The 21,122-nt window shown below is 70.9% G+C and carries 19 protein-coding genes; 4 read left to right on the forward strand and 15 right to left on the reverse strand.

The window, feature by feature from the left end; genetic code table 11:
* Positions 1-14 precede the first annotated feature (14 nt).
* The 9 genes from HNP84_RS31570 to HNP84_RS31610 form a co-directional block, all read right to left on the reverse strand.
* Positions 15-593 carry a dihydrofolate reductase family protein gene (locus HNP84_RS31570; RefSeq protein WP_185053594.1) on the reverse strand — a complete coding sequence of 193 codons (579 nt, stop codon included), beginning with the start codon at positions 591-593 and terminating at the stop codon, positions 15-17.
* 438 nt (positions 594-1,031) lie between these two features.
* Entirely contained in the window at positions 1,032-1,886 is an 855-nt protein-coding gene (locus HNP84_RS31575) for an alpha/beta fold hydrolase (RefSeq protein WP_185053595.1), read from the reverse strand.
* Positions 1,887-2,127: 241 nt separating this feature from the next.
* The gene (locus tag HNP84_RS31580) at positions 2,128-3,078 is read right to left on the reverse strand and encodes an ABC transporter permease (protein ID WP_185053596.1); all 951 of its coding nucleotides are present in this window, start codon (positions 3,076-3,078) and stop codon (positions 2,128-2,130) included.
* Between the two features lie 108 nt (positions 3,079-3,186).
* Positions 3,187-4,713: a sugar ABC transporter ATP-binding protein gene (locus HNP84_RS31585; protein ID WP_185053597.1), complete on the reverse strand. Its 1,527-nt coding sequence runs from the start codon at positions 4,711-4,713 to the stop codon at positions 3,187-3,189.
* Complete coding sequence (locus HNP84_RS31590) at positions 4,710-5,564, reverse strand: sugar ABC transporter substrate-binding protein (protein WP_185053598.1); 855 nt, start codon at positions 5,562-5,564, stop codon at positions 4,710-4,712. The genes HNP84_RS31585 and HNP84_RS31590 overlap by 4 nt, the downstream gene beginning before the upstream one ends.
* Before the next feature lie 510 nt (positions 5,565-6,074).
* Positions 6,075-6,740 carry a GntR family transcriptional regulator gene (locus HNP84_RS31595; protein ID WP_185053599.1) on the reverse strand — a complete coding sequence of 222 codons (666 nt, stop codon included), beginning with the start codon at positions 6,738-6,740 and terminating at the stop codon, positions 6,075-6,077.
* A gap of 7 nt (positions 6,741-6,747) precedes the next feature.
* The gene (locus tag HNP84_RS51425) at positions 6,748-7,056 is read right to left on the reverse strand and encodes a VOC family protein (protein ID WP_221336989.1); all 309 of its coding nucleotides are present in this window, start codon (positions 7,054-7,056) and stop codon (positions 6,748-6,750) included.
* Positions 7,053-7,595, reverse strand: coding sequence for a VOC family protein (locus HNP84_RS31605; protein WP_185053600.1), 543 nt, complete (start codon positions 7,593-7,595; stop codon positions 7,053-7,055). The genes HNP84_RS51425 and HNP84_RS31605 overlap by 4 nt, the downstream gene beginning before the upstream one ends.
* The gene (locus tag HNP84_RS31610) at positions 7,592-8,824 is read right to left on the reverse strand and encodes an alpha/beta fold hydrolase (RefSeq protein WP_221336990.1); all 1,233 of its coding nucleotides are present in this window, start codon (positions 8,822-8,824) and stop codon (positions 7,592-7,594) included. The genes HNP84_RS31605 and HNP84_RS31610 overlap by 4 nt, the downstream gene beginning before the upstream one ends.
* Positions 8,825-9,029: 205 nt before the next feature.
* Between HNP84_RS31610 and HNP84_RS31615 the strand changes: the two genes are divergently transcribed.
* Positions 9,030-11,207 (forward strand): alpha-ketoacid dehydrogenase subunit alpha/beta, encoded by a 2,178-nt coding sequence (locus HNP84_RS31615; RefSeq protein ID WP_185053601.1) that lies wholly within the window; start codon positions 9,030-9,032, stop codon positions 11,205-11,207.
* A gap of 32 nt (positions 11,208-11,239) precedes the next feature.
* Positions 11,240-12,517, forward strand: coding sequence for a 2-oxo acid dehydrogenase subunit E2 (locus HNP84_RS31620; protein WP_185053602.1), 1,278 nt, complete (start codon positions 11,240-11,242; stop codon positions 12,515-12,517).
* A 141-nt stretch (positions 12,518-12,658) separates the two neighbouring features.
* Here HNP84_RS31620 and HNP84_RS31625 read toward each other — a convergent pair whose 3' ends face one another.
* Positions 12,659-13,372, reverse strand: a complete 714-nt coding sequence (locus HNP84_RS31625; protein WP_185053603.1) for a DUF4386 domain-containing protein — start codon at positions 13,370-13,372, stop codon at positions 12,659-12,661.
* A gap of 226 nt (positions 13,373-13,598) precedes the next feature.
* Here HNP84_RS31625 and HNP84_RS31630 point away from each other — a divergent pair, with 226 nt between their 5' ends.
* Positions 13,599-14,234, forward strand: coding sequence for a hypothetical protein (locus tag HNP84_RS31630; RefSeq protein WP_221336991.1), 636 nt, complete (start codon positions 13,599-13,601; stop codon positions 14,232-14,234).
* Here the strand turns inward: HNP84_RS31630 and HNP84_RS31635 are convergent.
* From HNP84_RS31635 to HNP84_RS31655, 5 genes are all read right to left on the reverse strand, one after another.
* The gene (locus tag HNP84_RS31635; protein ID WP_185053750.1) at positions 14,215-14,880 is read right to left on the reverse strand and encodes a response regulator transcription factor; all 666 of its coding nucleotides are present in this window, start codon (positions 14,878-14,880) and stop codon (positions 14,215-14,217) included. The genes HNP84_RS31630 and HNP84_RS31635 overlap by 20 nt on opposite strands.
* The gene (locus tag HNP84_RS56325; RefSeq protein ID WP_185053605.1) at positions 14,877-16,070 is read right to left on the reverse strand and encodes a sensor histidine kinase; all 1,194 of its coding nucleotides are present in this window, start codon (positions 16,068-16,070) and stop codon (positions 14,877-14,879) included. The genes HNP84_RS31635 and HNP84_RS56325 overlap by 4 nt, the downstream gene beginning before the upstream one ends.
* Before the next feature lie 80 nt (positions 16,071-16,150).
* Positions 16,151-16,891, reverse strand: coding sequence for an ABC transporter permease (locus HNP84_RS31645; RefSeq protein WP_185053606.1), 741 nt, complete (start codon positions 16,889-16,891; stop codon positions 16,151-16,153).
* Complete coding sequence (locus HNP84_RS31650) at positions 16,888-17,781, reverse strand: ABC transporter ATP-binding protein (protein WP_185053607.1); 894 nt, start codon at positions 17,779-17,781, stop codon at positions 16,888-16,890. Before HNP84_RS31650 ends, HNP84_RS31645 begins: the two co-directional genes overlap by 4 nt.
* A gap of 568 nt (positions 17,782-18,349) precedes the next feature.
* Complete coding sequence (locus HNP84_RS31655; protein WP_185053608.1) at positions 18,350-19,408, reverse strand: methyltransferase; 1,059 nt, start codon at positions 19,406-19,408, stop codon at positions 18,350-18,352.
* Positions 19,409-20,158: 750 nt separating this feature from the next.
* Here HNP84_RS31655 and HNP84_RS31660 point away from each other — a divergent pair.
* The gene (locus HNP84_RS31660; RefSeq protein WP_185053609.1) at positions 20,159-21,094 is read left to right on the forward strand and encodes an AfsR/SARP family transcriptional regulator; all 936 of its coding nucleotides are present in this window, start codon (positions 20,159-20,161) and stop codon (positions 21,092-21,094) included.
* The last annotated feature ends 28 nt before the right edge of the window (positions 21,095-21,122 follow it).

Raw genomic sequence — 21,122 nt, forward strand, 5'->3', positions numbered from 1 at the left:
CGGGAGCTGCAGCGTCAGGGCTTCAGGACGCGGTAGCGCATGTGGGTCACGGACACGCTTCCCGCGACGGGCTCCCCCTCCAGGATCAGCTCGGCCCGCTCCCCGGCGAACAGCGGCGTGCCCGCCCCCAGCAGCAGGGGGACGAGGTGGAGCCAAACCTCGTCGAGCAGGCCCGCGGCGAGCAACTGCCGAGCGACGTCCGCCCCCAGCACCAGGACGTCCTTGTCCCCTGCGGCGTCCTTGGCACGTCGGGCTGCGGCCTCCAGCCCATCGAAGGCGAACGTCCCGCCGTTGTCGCCGAGCAGGTCCTCCCTGGTCCGGTGGGTGACCACGAAGCTCGGGACGCCGGGCCACGGCGTGCCGCCCCACGGGCCCAAGCCGAGGTCGAAGGTACGCCGTCCGATGACGACCGCTCCTACGGCCGCGTCCACCTGTCGGCGGATGCCGATGTCGACCCCGCCGTCCGGGCCATTCCCGGCCATCCACTCGTGCAGCCGTTCGCCGCCGTCCCCCATGGGCTCCTCCTTCCGGACGTTCGGTCCGGTGGTGAAGCCGTCCAGGGACATCGACACATCCAGCACCACCTTGCTCATCGCGAGCCTTCCTTCGGTCCACCGGCGCCGCCATCCGGCGCCGTCACGAGTAGGTCGGAGCCGATCCGACGGTCTCGACACAGCGCCGGAAAGACCAATGGGAATGAACGTGAAGGTGGCCCCCTGGTCGGTGTGGCGGGCGGGGTCGGCGAAGGGCAGCGGGCAGTCAGGGCAGGTGCAGTGGGTCAGGCTGTCGCAGCCGGCATCGACCACCTGTGGTCAGGTCAGCGATCCGCGCCACATTAACGATCTTGGTCCGGGCGCGGGGGCGCAGGTCCCCTACTGCGCCGGCCTGCCAGGCGACCCTGATCGCCACCTGGCCCGAGGAGCGCCGTGATCGCGCACTCGCCGTGTTCGTCCGCGCTGCGGCCGAGCTAGCCGCGCGGCGCTCAACCCGCGTCGCGCCGATAGGGGTCCCGGACTGGGGATCTCGCCTGTTCAACTATCGTCGGTCCCCGGGCCGGACCTCTCCACCCCATCCAGGAAGTCGAGCAGGCGGGGAAGGACGACGTCCGGTGCTTCCAAGATGGGGCTGTGACCGATCTTCTCCAGCCGCCACAAGGTCGCGTTCGGCAGGTGCTCGGCCATTTCGTCCTGCCACGGGACAGGCCGCGGCTTGTCCTCCTCGCCGGAGACGATGAAGACGGGAACGCTGATCTGCGGAAGCAGATGAACGGCGGTGCCGCGTTCGATGACCCCCGCCATGGCGGGACGCAGGGTCTTGGGAACCTCGGCGATCCGCGACTCCCACAGCTTGACGATGTCCTGCTTGGCGGGGTCGTTGCGGGTGGTGACACCGAACATGATCTCCATGGTCTCCTGGAGCACGTCGCCGACGAAGCCCTGCCGGCCGACGTTGTCCACCCATTCCCGGAAGACCGCCAGCTGATCGGCGGGCTCGGAGCAGGCGGACGAGCCGAGGACGATCATCGACTTGACCAGTGCGGGCCGGGCCACCGCCACCCGGAAGCCCACGTCCCCGCCCATGGACTGCACGAGCAGGTGCACCCGCTTCAGACCCAGGGCTTCGGCCAGGGCGATGACGTCGGCGGTGACCGTGTCCAGATGGATGAAGTCGCCCTCGGCCGCCGCGCTCCGGCCCTGACCCCGGAAGTCTGGGCGGATGACCCGGTACCTGCCGGCGGCGGCGTCCTTGAAGCCCTCGAACATGCGGCCGTCGAGGAACAGCGAGTGGAGAGCCAGCACAACGGGAAGATCCTCCTCTCCCGTGTCGCGAACGAAGAGCTCGGTTCCGTTGACCTTGATCCGCTTCTCGGTTTCGGTGTTGCTCATGGTGGTGCCTCTCACAACGATGGGGATCGGAAAAGGGGGTGGCTGTTCAGCGGCGCGCCGCCGCCCAGGTAGCTGAGCGCCATCGCGCGCACGGCCTCCGGAGTGCACAGCGGGTCCCGCTCCGCCTTGGTGGCGATCGACGCGCCCGTGTGCTCCAGGTTGGCCCAACGCAGGACGCGGCCGGGCATTCATTTCGCCGGTGGTCAAGGTGGGAGTCGCACTTCGAAGGCCGCAGGGTCTGTCAGTGCCGTACCGAAGCAAGCAGCATGCCCCGGCTGGTACTGCTCAAGGCCGTGGCGGCCACCAGAATCCCGCCCTGGAAAAGGAACTGGACGTAGGACTGGGCGCCCAGCAGGGACAGTCCGTTGAAGGTGACGGTGACGATGAGGACGCCCACGACCGTGCCCAGGATGTGGAAATCGCCGTCCCTGAGCACGGACGCGCCGAGGAAGACCGCGGCGAACGCGTTCAGCAGGTAGCCGTCGCCGGCCGTGACCTGTCCGCTGCCGATGCGCGCCGCCAGCACGACGCCGGCCAGGCCCGCGCACAGCGCGCAGATCGCGAAGGCGATCACGGTGATGCGGGCGACCCGTACGCCGGCCATGCGGGCGGCCACCTGATTGGTGCCCACCGCCTGCATGTGATGTCCGAGCAGCGTGAAGTTCAGCGCGACCCACAGGCCGCCCAGCACGATCGCCGTGAGGATGATGGGAGCGGGGATGCCCAGCACGGACGCACGCGCGATGTCGGTGAACGGGCCGGGCGCGAGCGTGATGGGTGTGCCGTTGGAGTAGGCATAGTTGACGCCCAGCAGCATGGTGCTGGTGCCGAGGGTGGCGACGATCGGATTGATGCGCAGATACGCGACGAGCAGCCCGTTGACCAGCCCGATGATCGAGGCGGCCGCCAGGGCGAGCAGTACGGCGGCGAACCACGGAAGTCCGCTGCGCTCCAGGAAGCCGACCGCGAGGATGCCGGACAGGCTCACCACGGCGGCGAAGCTGAGGTCGAACTTTCCCGCCACCAGCGGGAGGGTGAGGCCGCCGGCGACGATGGCCAGCGTGGCGCTCTGGTTGAGGATGTTCAGCAGGTTCTGACCGGTCATGAACGCCTGCGGGCTGGCCGCGGTGAAGCCGATCAGGAGCAGGACGAGGACCGCGGGGGTTCCGTACCTGCCGCTGAGAACCAGCATGCGCTGCGCTTTGCCCGGTGCGGCCCCCGGCTCGGCCGACGGCTTCGTGGCTTTTTCGATGGTGCCTTCCATGGCGGGTACTCCGGTTTCTCGACCGCGCGGCGTCGATCACGCGTAGCAGAGATGCAGCATGTTGGGGACGGTGATCTCGCCGCCTGTCAGCTCGCCGACGATGCGGCCTTCGGCCATGACGAGCACACGGTTGCACTCAAGAAGCTCCTCGAACTCCGAGGAGATGACGAGAACGGCGGATCCGGACCGGTTGGCCTCGCGGATCCGGTCGTAGATGTCGGCGCGCGCGCCCACGTCCACGCCGCGAGTCGGCTCGTCCAGGATCAGGATCTTCGGATTGGTGGCCAGCCAGCGGCCCATGACGACCTTCTGCTGGTTTCCGCCGCTGAGGCTCATGACCGGCCGGCGGGCATCGGCCGTCTTGATCCCGAGAGTGCGGCAGGTGTGGTTCGCCGCGGCGCGGGACGCACGGGGCCGGATGAGCGGCAGCAACTTGCTCATCCGCCACCGATCCCACACCGTGATGTGGAGGTTGTCCTCCACTGAATGCGTGAGGAACAACGCCTCGGAGCGCCGCTCCTCGGGAACGTAGGCGACGCCCCGGGCGATGGCATGCGGAATGGAGCGGGGCCGGTACGGCTTGCCGTCCAGGAGCATCGTCCCCCTGTCGGGGCGATCGGCACCGAAGATCAGCCGCGCCAGCTCCGTACGCCCGGAGCCGACCAGGCCGGCGATGCCGACCACCTCGCCCTCGTGAAGCGTGAGGGATACCTCGCGCACGCTCCGCCCGCGTCCCACGTCCTGCAGACGCAACACGACGCGGGGGTGCTCGGTCACTTCGAAGGCCGTGGCCCCGGCGCCTGGCGTGACGTCGTGGCCCACGATGGCGCGCACGACGGCTTCTCGGGTGATCTCCGCTCGGGGCAGCGCCAGGGATATCGATCCGTCCTTGAAGGCGGTGACCCGGTCACAGACGGCCGTCACCTCGTCGAGCCGATGACTGATGAACACCACGGCCACGCCCGAGGCGGCCAGCTCGCGCGCCACCTTCAGCAGCGTGGCCGCCTCCTGGGCGTCCAGGGACGCGGTCGGCTCGTCCATGGCGATGAGGGCACGGTCCTCGACCAGCGCTCGCGCGATGGTGACGAGCCATTGCTGATGGACGGTCAGTTCGGAGACGGGGATGTCGAGCGGGAAGTCGATCCCGACTCGGCGGGCGGCGTCGAGCACCGCGCGAGGCACGCCGCTGAACCGGCGCGGTGTCACCATCGAGCCGCGGTGGCTGCCCAGCATGATGTTCTGCGCTCCGGTGAAGGAGCTCACCAGGTTCAGCTCCTGGTGGATGAACGCGAGTCCGAGGCGGGCCGCGTCGTCGGGACCGTGCACGTGGGCGATCTCGCCGTCGACCAGGATGTCACCAGCGTCGGGCCGCTCCAGACCGGCCAGGCAGCGGATCAGCGTGGACTTGCCGGCACCGTTCGCTCCGACGAGCCCGTGAATCTCGCCGCGCCGGAAGGAGACGTCGACGCCGCGTAGCGCGCGGATGGCTCCGTAGCTCTTCGTCAGTCCCCGTACCCGGACCAAGGGGGCTGCCTGGCCGGGCGCCGTCGTAGCCGTCGTCATGACGACTTGCTCAGCTCGGGATGGTCCGCCAGGAAGCCGTCGACGTTGGTCTTGTCGATGATTTTGTAGTCGCCGTCGATCTCGACCGGCTTGAAGTCCTTGGGAGCCGCCCAGTACTTCTCCAGCAACCGGGCGATCTCCCGTCCCTGGGACGGTCCGTCGATCCACTGGGTCGCGGTCAGCTTCCCCGCCTTGACCAGGGCAAGCGCCTCGGCGGTGCCGTTGAGGCCGTAGGTGCGGACATCGGTGCGGCCGAGCTGCTGCAGGGCCGCGACGGCGCCGGTGGCCGGGTCGTCGAAACAGGACCACACGGCGAGCCTGCCGCCCCGGGGGCGGGCCTGCGCCCACGCCTGCGTCGCCTTGTACGCCGACTCCACCTGCCCGGGGATGGTGATCTGCTGGGCGTCCATCTGGATGCCCGTCTTCGCCACGGCCTCCTCAAGCGCCTTCTCGCGGCGCTGGCAAGGCAGTCCCGGGCGATACCCGAGGGCCAGCAACGCTCCCTCGCCCCCCAGGTCGTTCACCACCCGCTCGGCCATCGGCGCACCGATCGCCACGTCCGCCGCGATGGGGACGCCCGGCCCGAGGCCGCCTCCCCAGTTGGCCACGGGGATTCCCGCGGCCTGCGCCGAGGCGACTCCCGTGGCCAGCGCATCGGTGGGGAAGACGGAGGTGGCGATCGCGTCCACACCCTTGGTGGCCAGGTTGGTCAACGCCGTGTTGGCGGAGTCGACACTGCCGTTGGCGTCCACCTCCGTGATCGTCCAGCCCTTGCTCTTCCCATAGGCGGCGATGGCGTCGAGGGCGCTGTTGGCGTAGACGTCCGATCCGGAGAAACGGATCAGTCCCACGGTTCTGCCGCCTTCTCCACCGGCGTCGGTCGTTCCGGCGCTGCAGGCGGCGAGGACGGGGGCCAGTGCGCTCAGGGCGGCGAGGGTACGGATGAAAGTTGTGCGGCGTTTCACGGGCGCACTCCTTCGTCTTCGTGAAGGGGCGGAGTCGGCTGCGCGAGTGCAGGGACGGGACTCTGCGGCCTGCTGGTACGAGTCGGGGTGAGGCGCGGGCGGGGGCGCGCTGTCGTCGCCGGCGGCTTGGATGGGCCGGGGGCGACCACCCTGGCGGAGAAGATCCTTGGGATATCTAGATCACGATCAATGGATCCATCGGTGAGGACTCATTGATGGATCCGATGTTCTCTCCGGGATCTAGCCACGTCAATGGCGTAGCAGCGATGAATTATATTGCGATGAGATAAACTCGTTGAGTTTTTGGATCCATAAATGGCGGCACACTGAAGGGGTGCTCCGCCCCTGGTGTGGCCCGCCTGGAAGCGAACGGGATACGCCGGCCGAGCGGCACGTTCACTGGGTGAACAGTTCGGGGTGCCGCGACAGCGCGAGCCGGGTCCGGCGGATGTGCCCGGCCAGGAAGCGCTCGGCGTCGGTGGAATCGCCCCGTTTGATCGCCTCTATGATCAGCCGGTGCTCGAAGTTGATCAGTTCATGCCCGGTCGGGTCAATGAGGTTGGCGTAGGCCCGCCGGTAATGCTGAGTGGTGTTCCAGAAGCGACGGACCATCGCGAGAAGCTGATCGATGCCGCAGCCCGAGTAAGTGATCAGATGGAATTCTCTGTCGAGGCTGAGGAAACGGTCCACATCACGGTTGGTCTCGATCTCCTGCTGGATCTCGTCCAGCCGTGCGATGTCGTCGGACGTGAGATTCGGCATCGACTCGCTCAGGGCGAGGGGCTCCACCCGCTCTCTCAGCTTGTAGATCGCCTGGCACTCGACCAGGTCCATCTTGGAGACCCACGCCCCGCTGTTCGGCTTGAGCACGACCAGGCCTTCGGCCTCCAGAATCCGCAGGGCCTCACGGACCGGCAGCCGGCTGGAGCCGAGAGACGCGGCGACGTCCTCCTGCATGATTCTCGCGCCCGGGGCGAGATCCCCGGAGAGGATCCGCTTGCGCAGTGTGTCGGCGATCCTCTGGCTGGCGACAGAGGATCGTCCGTCCGAGCCTGGCGGCATGGTCTCCCTAACGTGGCGGGTGCTCTGGAATCACAGGTTGCCATAACTTCGGTCCCCGGCCCCCATCGCGAGCAGTCGCCTTCTCGTAGGCCTTGCCGTGGGGGAAGGAGACGAGCTCGAACTGCATGCCCCAGGGGGCGAGGAAGTACACCCAGCGCTGCCCCTCGCTCGGGCCGGTGCCGGCGGTCGGCTCGCCCAGGACCGTCACGTCGTACGCCCGCACGTACGCCACCGCCGCGTCCAGGTCGGGCACGGTGAAACCGACGTGTTCGACCCCGGCCAGTCCCGGCAGACCGCGGGCGCCGGCGGGACTCACCGCCGCCCCCGGGGCAGCGGCTCGGACGGTCTGCGGCGCGCGGGGACCTCGATGGCCTCGACGATCAGACCGACGGTGTCCTGGGTGTCGAAGTAGGCGAACCCCCCGTCGCCGCCCTGTCCGTATCCGCTGCCGGACTGCAGCAGACCGACACCGCTCGCCGTCACCTCGCGGATCGCCTCCGCCACGGACGGCACCCGGAAGCCCAGGTGGTGAAGGCCGTAGCCATGCTCGGCGATCCACTCCGTGTAGATGCTCGGCCCCTCAAGCGACTCGATCAGTTCGATCTGCGGGGCGTTTCCGATGAGAGCGACCCGCATCCGGAACGTCCCCGGCTCGCCCCGGTAGGCCAACTGGGGGACGGTGTCGGGCCCGTAGGTGTAGATGAGCCAGTCGTCCCCGCCCAGCAGGGCCGACCAGGTGGCGATGCCTGCCGCCAGGTCGGGCACGAGGATGCCGACCTGGGCCACCGGCAGCCCCGCGAGGGGCGCCGGCAGCACGGCGGAACCCGGGACGCCGGCCGGGAGACCGGTCGTCACAGGGTCTCCCGCACGAAGTCGCGCACCGTCTGGTTGAACTCGACCGGGTTCTCGATCATCGGGTAGTGGCCGGTTCCCTCGAGGACCGCGATCCGGCTGCCGGGGATGCGGCTGGAGACCTGCTCGACCATCTCCTGCGGGACCAGCCAGTCCGCGTCGCCGCGCAGCAGCAGCACCGGGCTCTCGATCCGGCCGACGTGACCGCGGCGGTCGAAGCCGGCGTAGCCGGTGAGATCCGCGGCGATCACCTCGGGGCACACCCTGCGAAGCTGCCACACCACCTCGCGGGCGCGGTCGGGCGGGGTGCGGTGACCGGTCATGGAGCGGGACCAGCCTTCCAGGATCTGCGGCCCGTTCAGGAGCAGCATCTCCAGCAGCGTGTCGCTGACGGTCGGGGTGTAGTCGGAGCCCTCGGCCGAGATGACGGCGCGGTAGAAGCCCGGCCGCCGGGAGGCCAGTTCGAGGACCATGTTGCCGCCCATCGAGCACCCCACGATGACCGGGTTCTCCAGGCCGAGCGCTTCGATGAACGCCTCGTTGAAGTCGGCGTGGTCGCTGATGTCGCGGAAGGCGCCACCGGCCGGTTCGAGGGTCTTGCCGTGGCCGGGGGCGTCGATGGAGATGACGCGGAACTCGTCGGACAGTCCCTCCACGACGTGGCGGTACATCAGGGTGTCCTGGCCCGCCGCGTGGATGCAGACGATCGGGATGCCGTCGCCGGCCTCCTCGTAGTACGTACGCAGGCCGTTGACCGTCACGTAGCGTCCGCTGATGGCGGTGTGGCGGTCGGTCTCGGGGTCGGGAGAGTAGGGCCCGGGCTCGGCCGCGGGCCTGCCGGCCGTGGACAGCGCGCCGAGCAGACGCCACATGGCCTTGACGTTGCGCATGGCGGCGATCACGTCGCCCTCCACGGTGATGTGGCCCAGTCCCGGCGAGGTGCCCTGGAACCAGTCGACCTGACCGTCGATCACGCGGCGCCACTCCGCATCCGGGGCGACGATGGTGATGTCGGCCCCCTGCGGGTGAGACCCCTGCCGTACGGAGACGACGCGCCCGTCCCGCGTGTCGACCGTCCAGGAGGCGTGGTCACTGCGGAACTCGATGCGGGCGGGGAAGTATCTGGCCGCGTCCGCCCACTCGGAGTCCCCGTTGAGTTCGGTCTGGACCGCCTCCCACCAGGACTCCTGCTCGAACTCCTTGAGGTCACTGGGGCCACTCGGTGTCTTCACGATGACCATCCTCCATTGGATCCATCTTTCTTAGATGTAGACCTTCGCGCTCTCAACGCCGCCCGTCAACGCCTGGCATCACACGAGCTTGATAACAGTTTTATAACGTACTCTTGTATGTGGATCCATTCGAGGGGACTGTGGGACAACCGCAAGAGCTGGGCGTTCAACGGCCCAGCCGCGTGCTCACCTCATGGAGACATCCGTGCCCACACATAGAAGACTCAGCCCGACCGCGCCCTGGGTCGAGGTCATCACGACGAAGAAGGACTGGGACGCCGCCGACCCGGCACTGCTCGTCGCGATGTTCACCCAGACGCTCCTCATCAGAACCTTCGAGGAATGCGTCCTGTCCCTCGCCTCCCAAGGACTGGTGCACGGCCCCGCCCACTCCAGCATCGGCCAGGAAGGCGGCGCCGTCGGCTCGGTGCTCAGACTCACCGCCCGCGACTACATCAACGGCTCACACCGCGGGCACCACCAGTTCCTCGCCAAGGCACTCGGCTACGTGGCACCCGGCGGCATCGACCCGAGGGCCCCTCTGCCCGACGCGGTGCGCACGGTGCTCTCCCGCAGCCTGTCGGAAATCTGCGGCCTCGCCGACGGGTTCTGCCGTGGGCGCGGTGGATCCATGCATCTGCAATGGCGCGAGGCCGGCGCCATGGGGACCAACGCCATCGTGGGCGGCGGCGTCCCCCAGGCCGCCGGATTCGCCTGGTCGGCCCGGCACGCCGGCACGGACGCGGTCTCCGTCACCTACTTCGGCGACGGCGCGGTCAACATCGGCTCCGTCCTGGAGACCCTCAACCTCGCCGGTGCGTGGCGGCTCCCGCTGTGCTTCTTCATCGAGAACAACCAGTACGCGGTCTCCACACACGTCAACGAGGTCACCGCCGAACCGCGGCTGTCCGCACGCGGGCCCGGCTTCAACATCCCCAGTTGGCGCGTCGATGGCATGGATCCCCTCGCCGTGTATCTGGCGACCGGCGAAGCCGTCGCCCACATGCGCTCGGGCGGGGGGCCCACAGTCGTGGAGGCCGACGTCTACCGCTACTTCCACCAGAACGGCCCTTTCCCCGGGAGCGCGTTCGGCTATCGCAGCAAGGAAGAGGAGAAGAAGTGGCGGGAGCGGGACCCGATGGCGCTCATCACATCCCATCTGCTGCGCCGCGGCATCCTCGCCGAGGCGGAGGTGACCCGGTGCACGCAAGGCGCCAAGGCCGAGATGGACGCCATCGCAAGCGAACTCCTTGAGCCCGTGCCCGCAGGAAAGCCCGGCCAGCGGCGGATCAAGCAGCACCTGTGGCCGGACCCGGATTTCCGGGACGTGGGTGTCCGCGGAGACCTCAGCGAGTTCGACGGGGTACGGACCGCCGAGCTCACCTCCTTCCCAGGGGAACTGGAGGAGCGCACCTTCATCGACGTGGTGGCCGAGGTCATGGGCCGGCGCATGGCCGAGGACGAGCGGATCGTCGTCCTTGGAGAGGACGTTCACCGTCTCAAGGGCGGCACGAACGGCGCCACCCGCGGCCTGGCCGAGGCGTTCCCCGATCGCGTACTCGGCACGCCCATCAGTGAGAACGCCTTCGCCGGCCTGGCCGGCGGCATCGCGATCGAGGGGCGTTACCGGCCGGTGGTGGAGTTCATGTACGCCGACTTCATGTGGGTCGCCGCCGACCAGTTGTTCAACCAGATCGGCAAGGCCCGGCACATGTTCGGCGGCAGCGGCGACGTCCCGCTCGTCCTGCGGACCAAGGTCGCCATGGGCACCGGATACGGCTCCCAGCACTCCATGGACCCGGCCGGAATCTTCGCCACCGCCCCCGGCTGGCGCATCGCCGCACCCTCCACGCCCTTCGACTACATCGGCCTGATGAACAGCGCACTACGCTGCAACGACCCCGTCGTCGTCCTGGAGCATGTGGACCTCTACCCGACCACGGGACAGGTCCCGGCCCACGACATGGACTTCTGCCTGCCCGTGGGAAAGGCCGCCGTCAGGCGGACGGGTTCCGGTCTCACCGTGCTGACCTACCTCGCCATGACGAACCATGTCCTGGAGGCCGTGGCACACACCGGCATCGACGCCGAGGTCATCGATCTGCGCTGGCTGGACCGGGCGAGCATCGACTGGGACACCATCGGCACGAGCATCCGCAAGACCAACAACGTCCTGATCGCCGAGCAGGGCGCACTCGGCACCTCCTACGGCGGCTGGCTGGCCGACGAGATCCAACGCCGCTTCTTCGACTGGCTCGACCAGCCCGTCCAGCGCGTCACCGGAGGCGAGGCCTCCCCCAGCATCAGCAAGGTCCTGGAGCGGGCCGCCATCGCCCAGACCGACGAGGTCATCGCAGAGCTCAAGAAGATCACCGGTCGCTGAACCGCCGACATCAACGCACCACGGAGGAAACCATGGCCGAGCTGGTCCGCATGCCCGAGGTCGCGGCGGGTTCGACCGCAGCGGTCCTGTCCGACTGGCCCGTACCCGAGGGCGCCTCGTTCCACGCCGGCGACGCGATCATGACCGTCGAGACCGACAAGGCCGAGGTGGACGTCGAAGCCCACACGGACGGAACCCTCATCAAGGCACTGGTCCCCAGCGGCACCGAGGTCGAAGTGGGCAGCCCGGTCGCGGTCATCGCCGCGCCGGGCGAGGATGTGGGCGACATCGCCGGCCTTCTCGCCGAACTCGGCGTCACCGAACCGGCGAAGGCCAGGGCCCCCGTCCGGCCGGAGGTTCCCGGGACGGAGCGGACCACCGAGACCGCCACCGCGGGCCGGATCCTCTCCAGCCCATTGGCGCGCCGCCTGGCCCGCGACGCGGGTATCGACATCGCCACCATCACCGGAACCGGGCCAGGAGGGCGGATCGTGCGCGACGACGTCAACGCCGCGATCGCCGCCCGGACGACTCAGCCCACCACCGCCCCGCCGGCCCCGGCTCCAGCTCAGCCTGTGGCCCCCCGCTCCACGGCCGCGCCCCGTCCGGCCGCTTCCGAAGCCGGCACGGCGTACGAGGTGATCCCGCACTCGCGGATACGCCGCACCATCGCCGGCAGACTGGCGCAGAGCAAGCAGAACGCCCCTCACTTCTACCTCAAAGGACAGGTCCGCGTCGGTGAACTTCTCGCCCTCCGCCAGCGGATCAACGCGGACGGCCGGGCGAAGATCTCTGTCAACGACCTGCTCATCAAGGCCATCGCCATGGCACACGTCACAGTGCCCGAGATGAACGTGGTCTGGACGGCCGACGCGGTGCACCGCTTCCACACCGTGGACGTATCGGTCGCCATCGCCACCGACACCGGGCTGGTCACACCCGTGCTGCGCAGTGTCGAGACGCTGTCCCTGTCGGCCGTGTCCGCCCAGGTCCGCACCTTCACCGATCAGGCCCGCAACGGCACTTTGCGCCAAGGCGACCTGGAGGGAGGCTCGATCACCATCAGCAACCTCGGCATGTACGCCGTCGAAGAGTTCACCGCGATCATCAACCCGCCGCAGGCCGCCATCCTCGCCGTCGGCACGGCCACACGGATACCGGTCGTCACACAGGACGGCAGCCTGGAGGCGGCGGATGTGATGACGCTGACCCTCTCCGTAGACCACCGCCCCGTGGACGGCGTACTGGCCGCACGGTGGTTCGCCGCCCTGCGCGAAAGCATCGAGAAACCGCTACGACTGATCGTCTGAACTCACGGTTCATTGCCGTAGGGCACGGCCGTCCCGGGCGAGCCGTACGGCGATCCGCGCGTATCCCACGTACGGGCGGATCGCCGTGGTCGATCCGGGGCCGGGCCTCTGGGCCCCAGCAGGACCGCCCGCCGGACGCTGTCAGCGATGCCGGTGGGCCGTGCCGGCGGGAGCGGGGCCGGTCACGGCGACGCGACGGCCCTTGGCCAGAAGCCAGACCATGAGGGCGACCTCGCCCACGAAGGTGAACACGGCCGCTTCGAGCGCGTAGCCCGGCACGAGGAACGTGCCGAGGCTGTCCACGAGATACCCGAGCCCGGCGAAGGCGACGAGGACGCCCAGGAGCCTGGGCACGTAGCCCGAGATATAGGCGAGGTATCCCAGCAGCGCCAGGTGGAGGCCGAAGAGGGTGAGCCCGGCGTCCCAGATGTCATGGAAGGCGGTGATCTTCAGCAGCGCCTCGGCGGGCGCCTGGGGGTGCCCGGCGGCGCCGAGAAGGGCCGGCACCCCGGCGAGCTGGGCGATCGCGACGGCGAACACGGCCGCGTACACCGCGCGGAGCCACGCCGTGAGCGTGGCGAGACCCTCGTGCGCGGGCCGGAAGAAGACCATGAGGGCCCAGGCCGCGACCACATCCAGGATGGCGACCAGGAGGAGGCCGGCCACGCCGAGGCGGAACAGCCCCTCCGAGGCTCGGATGTCGCGTGCCGTCTGCTCCGCGTCGCCCGCGGTGACGAGGTTCTCCACGACGCCGAAGTTGGCCAGGCCCGCCAGGACGGCCATGCCCAAGAGGGCGAGCCCTGCGACCAGGGCGGCCCCGTGTATGGGCCGATGCGGTGTCTCCGTGGTGGTCATGCTCTCTCCCGGCAGGTCCGATGTACAGAATCTTTGACACCGTTCAATGTAATGACTCTTTGACCTTATGTCCAGAATTTTTTACATCGACAGCCGGAGCGTCAGGCGTTGCGGTAGCGGAGGACCACGAGGACCCCGGCGGGTGGTCGTCGGGGCCGGCGGAGAGGGCGACCGGAGGCGGGGGGCACGGGGACTACCTCCGCCAGTGCCGGAGGGCCTGCCCGTGATGCGGGTCCACGAGACGACCGAGCTCGTCGATGGCCAAGAGGTCGTACCGCCCGGCAAGGGCACGGCTACGCCTGGAAGGAGCCTGACGCTGGACCACACCGAGCGCCTCATCGGCTACGCCGTACCGCTCGGGATCATCGCCGTCCCCTGGGTGATCGCGCTGTCGCTGGTATGGCGCAGAGCCGGCGGCATCACCGGCGAGGACCTCGCCCGGCTCATCCGCGCCGCGGCGAGCACCCTGCCGGAGGAACGACGCCACTGGGGCGAGGCGATGGCCGCGGAACTGCCCCGGGTCACGGGGCGACGGGCTCGCCTGTGGTTCACCCTGGGGTGCGTGCGCGCGCTCCTCGCCGCGCACCGCCTCCAGCGCCTGCCCGGCACCATCGTCTCCCTGTCAGGAGGCCGTCGTACCACCCTGGTGGGCGCGGCCGCCTCCGTGACGATCGCGGCCGCGATGCTCGCCGCGCCGTACCTCGGCGACACCGGCTCGCCGAGCGGCGGCCTGGGCCGCCCCGTGCTCGCCGCACTGCTCGTCTTGGCGCTCGCGTCCCTGACCAGCGCCTTGCCGCGCCGCCGCGTGCCCTCGCGCACGATCCAGCCCTTCGGCGATCCGTTTACGGGCCGGGCGCGGTGACCAGGCCCGACTCGTAGGCGAAGACCACGAGCTGCGCCCGGTCGCGGGCCCCGAGTTTGGTCATCGCCCGCGCCACATGGGTCTTGGCCGTCGCGGGGCTGATGAACAGCCTGCGCGCGATCTCGGTGTTCGTCAGCCCCGTCCCCACCAGCGCGACCACCTCGCGCTCCCGCTCGGTCAGCGTGTCCAGCCTGGCCCGATGCCCGGCGGGGCGGGGCGGCCGGGCGGCGAACTGGGCGATGAGGCGCCGGGTCACGCGTGGGGCGAGCAGCGCCTCGCCCGCGGCGGCGGTGCGGATGGCCCGGCGCAGGTCGTCGGGGTCGAGGTCCTTCAGCAGGAACCCGCTGGCCCCCGCGCGCAGCGCCGCGTAGATGTAGTCGTCGAGCTCGTAGGTCGTGATGATCACGACCTTGGTGCCGCTCAGCCCGGGGTCGCCGCAGACGCGCTCGGTGGCGGCGAGGCCGTCCAGGCGCGGCATCCGCACGTCCAGCAGCGCCACGTCGGGCCGGGTGCGGCGGATCAGCGACACGGCCTCCTCGCCGTCGGCGGCCTCGCCCACCACCTCGATGTCGTCGGCCCGGTCGAGCATCGCCCGGAACCCCTCGCGCACCAGCGCCTGGTCGTCGGCCACCACAACCCGGATCACCACCCGTCCTCCATCGGCAGCTCTGCGCGAACGTGGAAACCGGCGCCGGGGCGGGGGCCCGCGGTGAGCGTGCCGCCCACGCTCGCGGCCCGCTCGCGCATCCCCCGCAGCCCGAACCCGGCCGGGTGGGGGTCCGGCTCGCCGTCGTGCCCGGCGCCGCCGTCGTCGGTGACGTCCACGACCACCCCACCGCCCGCGACGCGGACGTCCACCCACGCCTGCCGGGCGCCGGAGTGCTTGAGCACGTTGGTCAGGGCCTCCTGCACGATGCGGTACGCGGTGAGCTGCAGCAGCGGCGGCACCTCCGCCGCGTCGGGCGGGGCGGTCAGGTGGACGCGCAGACCGGCCTCGCGCGCCTGCCCGGCCAGCCGGGCGAGCTGCCCGAACCCGGGCTGCGGGTCCAGCGCGGCGACCGGGCGGCCCGCGGGGACGGGCGGGGCGGCCAGCGGATCGTCGGGGGCGCCGGGGACGTCGCCGCGCAGCAGCTCCAGGGCCGCGCGCACCTGCGGCCTGGCCTGCTTGGCCGCAGCCCGCACGGCGGCCATCGCGGAGCGGGCCTGCTCCGGATCGCTGTCGAGGGCATCGAGCGCGAGGCCGCTCTGGATGGAGATCGTGGTGATGGTGTGGGCGAGCACGTCGTGCACCTCGCGGGCCACGGCGATGCGCTCTGCGGCCAGGCGCCTGGCCGCCTCGGTGCGGGCGTGCTCCAGGCGCGCGTCTGCGGCGAGCCGGCGCGACCGCGCCGCGGCGCCCAGCACCACCATCCACGCCATCGCGGCGCTGGGGCCGAGGACCGGGAAGGAGGTCCACGCCATCGGGCCGGGCGGAAGGGTGGGGATGACCGACGCCGCCCCGACCACGGCCATGCCGGTCGCCAGGGACCAGGAGGACCGGCCGTACGCGGTGATCGAGTAGCAGACCGCGAAGAGGGGAAGGGCCGGCGCCAGGCCCGGATACCCGGCCGCGTTGTAGACGTAGGCGGCCAGCAGCCCGCCGAGCGCCGCCGCGACCGGGGCCCGGCGGCGTACCAGCAGCGGGGCGGTCGCGGTGAGGGCGAGCAGGCAGGCCCAGACGGCGGGCGGGTGCGGGCGCGCGGTGACGACGAGCTCGGCCGCGAGGCCGGCCAGGGTGACCGCGCCGACGGCGACGGTCAGCGCCGCGTCGGCCCAGGACTCACGCCACGCCCTCACGCGCGCAGCATAAGCGCGGACGGGCCCCGCGGACCATGGTCCGCGGGGCCTTGCGGCATCCGGGAGCATCGGGACCGCCGTCAGCGGGCCGCGGCCGGGCGCGGCGCGAAGCGCGGCCTGCGGTAGGCGAGCAGGGCGATGACCCCGAGCCCGACCGTCCAGGCCGCCAGGACGCCGATGCTCGGCCACAGCGCGGGCGACGGCCCCGCCACCTGCCAGCCCAGCTCGGCCAGCCGGTTGGAGGGCAGCCATCCCGACACCTCGCGGAAGGACTCCGGGAGCTGGGCGGGCGGTATCCACAGGCCCCCCACGGCCGAGGTCACCATGTACAGGCCGTAGCAGACCACGTAGGACGCGTCGGCGTTGACCGCGTACCCGACGGCCACGCCGAGGGCGGCGAACGGCGCGGTGCCCAGCCACATCGCGCCCACGAGCGCCGCCCACTGGCCCGGGTCGAGCCGCACCCCCTTGACCAGCACGGCGACGAGGCAGACGGCGAGGATGGCCGGAAGCGCGCTGGCCAGGCCCGCCAGCAGCTTGGCGGTGAAGACCTGCCAGGCCGGCACGGGCATGGCGCGAAGCTGGGTGAGCCAGCCGAGCTCGCGCTCCTGCGCGATGCGCGGCCCGGTCGTGGACAGCACCGCCCAGATCGCCCCGTACGCGGCCATGGCCACCATGAGGTTCACCGGGACGTTCGGGCCCTGCCCGAACAGGGTGGCGAACAGCAGGTAGAAGCCGATCGGAGTGGCCACGGCGAGGGCCAGGTAGCGGGGGTCGCGCACGGCGCGGACGATCTCCAGCCGGATCAGGTACGTGTTCATGCCTCCGCCTCCCGGGTCAGCATCAGGAAGGATTCGTCCAGGCTCGCGGGGCTCACCCGAAGGTCCCGCCAGTCCGGCACGGCCCCTGCGGCCAGCGCCCGCACGGTCGCGTCGCAGTCGGCGGTGCGCAGGGTCACCCGCTCGCCGTCCACGCTCACGCCGGTGACCCCGGGCAGGCCGGCCAGGCCGGTGTCGTCGCCGTGCGGCCCGGACACGGTGAAGACCACGGTGCCGCCTCCGGCCATCCGCCGGATCTCGGCGGGCGTCCCGGCGGCGACGACCCTGCCGCCCGCCATCACCACGACGCGGCCGGCGTTCTCGTCCACCTCGTCCAGGTAGTGGGTGGCGAACAGGACGCTGCGGCCGGTGGCCGCGTAGGCCCGCATCGCCTGCCAGAACTCCACCCGCGCCTTGACGTCGAGCGCCCGGGTGGGCTCGTCCAGCACGAGCACGTCGGGATCGGACACGATGGCCACGGCGAAGCGCAGCCGCTGCGCCTGCCCGCCGGAGAGCCGGTCCACGCGACGCCCGGCCAGCGGGGAGAGCCCCGCGAGGTCCAGTGCCCGCGCCGTCGGCAGCGGCGCCGGGTAGCAGCGCCCCGCCAGCTCCACCAGCTCGCCCACCCGGACGGCGGGCATCATGCCGGTGTCCTGCAACATGGCCGCGATCCGCCCCTCGGCGACCGCCGCGCCCGGCTCCCGGCCGCAGACGAGCACCCGTCCCGCGTCCGGCGCGATGAGGCCGAGCAGCATGCCGATGGTGGTCGACTTGCCCGCCCCGTTGTGCCCGAGGAGGGCCACGGTCTCGCCCCGGCGAACCTCCAGGGAGACCTGCTGGACGGCGCGCACCGCGCCGTAGCTCTTGCTTGCCACGCACACGCTGATTGACATGCACCGAGCATCCGCCGCCGACCCCGCCCCGGTCGTCAGCCGCCGATGGTGTCCCGTGTACTCCGATCGTGGTACGCCGACGCCCGGGGCGCGCGGAGGCGGGAGCTCCGCGGCAGGCGGAAACGAACATCGTCGGGCTGGTCCAGGCACCGATCAGCAGCGGCGCCTGGTAGGCCGCCGCGCGCTCCCAGGGGCCGGCCAGAATCACACACGCCGGACGACCTGCGGTTGATGCCCACCGCAGCAGCCTGCGCGCGGCCTCGTCGTCGGACGGCGTGCCGTCCATCATGTCCCGCAGGATCGCGGAGCGAGCATGTGGTCGCCTGCATGGCGCTGCCCCATTCCCTCGTGAGGGACGCCCACCGAAGATCGCGCCGCTCGCGATCGGCATGCCGTCACCGGCACGGGCCCCTTCTCGATCGCGATGCCGGCGCTCGTGAGCTGGATGCTCACCCCTTCGGGTTCCGCGGCATGTCCTGGTCCGACGTGGCCTGGACGCTCCTGGCGGCGGGGATCGCACCGGCGGGGGGCGCTGCTCGCCGCGACGGTGCCGGTTCTCGATCCCCGGTCAGGGGCGCCGCGGAGTGCAGTCGAGGACGACGTGCCCGAGCGGGGTTCCGTGGACGCGGGCGACGTCGAGCCCCGCTTCGCCGGCGAGCGCGATGTAGTCCTCGACGGTACGCTCGCGGCCACCGCTGAGCACGAGCATGCGCAGGTTCATCTCGGCGAACATGGCCGGGTCGTCAGCGAAACCACCGCCGCGTTGCTCGATCACGACGACCCGTCCGTGCCGCCCGGCCGCGTCGGCGCACCGGCGCAGGATGCGCAGGGCGTCGTCGTCGCCCCAGTCGTGCACCACGCGCCTGAGCACGTACACGTCACCGCCGGCGGGCAGCGGGTCGAAGAAGCTCTGGCCGGCGAACGCGCATCGCGTGTCCAGTCCGCGCTCGGCCAGGTACCGCCGGCCTCGATCCACCGTGTCCGGCAGATCCACGAGCGTGGCCCGGATATCCGGCTCGGCGCGCAGCACTTCGGCGAGCAGTGCGCCGGTGCCGCCGCCGACGTCGATCACGTGCCGCACACCGGACCAGTCGTACCCCTGGGCCGCGTCGGCGACGTCGTCGGCTCCGGTGGCCATCATCGCGTCGAACGACGCGCTCAGCTCCGGGTTCGCGGCGAGATGCTCCCAGAACGGGGCGCCGAAGACCGTCTCCCACGCCGGTCGCCCGGTGCGGACCGTGTGCAGCAGACCGGTGAACGCCAGGTCCATCTGCCCGCCGAACCCACCCAGATCGAGCCGCGTCCGCATCCCGGACGGATGGCCGGACGCCAGCAGCGCGGCGGGCTCGTTGACCGCGAACCTGCCCGGCTCCCGTTCGGTGTAGACGCCCCGGCAGACCAGGTGACGCAGCAGCCGGCCCAGCGCGTCGGGGTCGGAGCCGGACCGGCGGGCCAGTTCCTCGACCGGCACCGCGTCGCCGGCCATCAGGTCGGTGAGCCCCAGCGTGGCCGCGACGCGTACCGCCATCGGGGTGACCAGATCCGTCACGGGGGCGAGTAGCTGCCAGGCCACTTCCCACGCCGACGCCCGGCGCTGCTGGTCGCGATCGTCTTCGGCGTCGGGCACGGCCGCGCCCCCCTCTCGCGGGATCAAGGCTTGCTCGCCAGGAAGCTACCATGCGGCGAGCGCGGCCCCCTGGACGTCAAGCCGCTCCGCCGCCGGTCCCGGAGACGGTCATCCGGTCCACGTGCTCGCCCCCGCCGCGATGGTGGTGCCCAAGGCCGGCGTGGTCGCGGACGCCGGGAGATTCCTTTAAGCGGCATGTGGCCGGTGAGGGGATGTGACCGTCCTACTTGAGCAGCGATAACGCATCGTCGACGGCGTTGCGGATGGTGCCGCGGCTGACGCCCGGCGAGAACGCTGCGGGCGCTTCCCACCGGGGTGCCGCGCGACGCGCGCCGCGTGGACGGTGACCATCGGCGGTCGCGTGCCGGCTGTCGGCCTGTCCAAGGAGCGGCCTGCGGTGGACGTCTCCGCCGTGGCCCTGCGCGACCTGACAATCGGCCGTGCACCGGGTGCGCGCTCGCGCGGGAACGCGCGCAGGTGAGCGTAGTCGTAGCCCTTATCGCCGTGCAGCTTCGCGGGTCGGCGCCGGCGGGTGCGGGCCAGGTAGGCGTTGGCGGTTCCGTCGGGGTGGGGATGTCAACGGACGTTCCGTGCACGACAGTGCTCATGACGGCGCCGGAAGTTGAGTAATCATCACTCAGGACCGCGGCCGGGATCGCGTCCATCCTGGGGGCAGGGGATCGGCGTCCTTCCCGGCCGATCGCCTCTGCGGACCGTGCCGGCACCAAGGACCCGAGAAAGGCCGTCGCAATGCTCTTCCGCCTGCTGGGACGCGTCGAGATCCAGATGGCCGACACGTCCTTCGCCGTCGAATCGGCCCCGGTGAGGGGGTTGCTCGCCGCGCTTCTCCTGGAGGAGGGGCGTTTCGTGCCGGTGGACCAATTGATGCGGTCCTTGTGGGACCACCCGCCGGATTCGGCTCGCAAGAACCTGCGGTTGCACGTCGCCCGGTTACGGACCCAGCTTGCGCCCCTGGACCTGCGCGAGAAACTGGTCACCCTGCGGGGCGGCGGAGGGGGCTATCGCATGCTGGTCGACCCGGACGACGTCGACGTGGTCCGGTTCAAGCGACTGGCCGCGCAGGGCTTCGCCGAGCTGCGCGTGCAGTGCGCGGGTTCGGCCGAGGTCGCGTTCATGGAGGCCCTCGGCTTGTGGCAGGGCCCCGTAGGGCAGGACTGCACGGCTTCCGAACGGTTGAGGTCCCGGTTCACCGCATTGGAGGAGTTGCATCTCACGGTGCGGGAACGGCTGGTGGAGGCCCGCCTGCGCCTCGGCCGTACGACCGAGCTCATCCCCGAGATCCTCGACATCCTGGCCGCCGTTCCCTTCCGGGAGGCGTCATGGGCGCATCTGATGCGCGCGTACTACCTCGGAGGTGACGTGGCGGGGGCGGTCTCGGCGTGGAACCGCGCCACGGCCACGCTCGGCGACCAGCTCGGCCTGGACCTGTCCGCCGAGTTGCGCGAGCTTCACCTGTCCATACTGCGCAGGGACGACCGTGCCGTCCGCGCGCCCTACGCCTCCTGGCCGGCCGAGCATCCCGGGCCGGTGAATCCCGCGCCCCGGCAGGCGGACGACCGGGCCGAGCGTGGCCACGGGCCGGCACGGGGCGGGGCCGGGCTGAGGCCGGTGCCGGCCGGGGCGGTGCTGCGGATGCCCGCGGCCGGGCGGGCCGGAGCGGGGTGATCCGGGCCACCGGCCGGCCGCGTTCGCC

This window comes from Thermocatellispora tengchongensis, from assembly GCF_014202315.1.
GTDB classification, from domain to species: domain Bacteria; phylum Actinomycetota; class Actinomycetes; order Streptosporangiales; family Streptosporangiaceae; genus Thermocatellispora; species Thermocatellispora tengchongensis.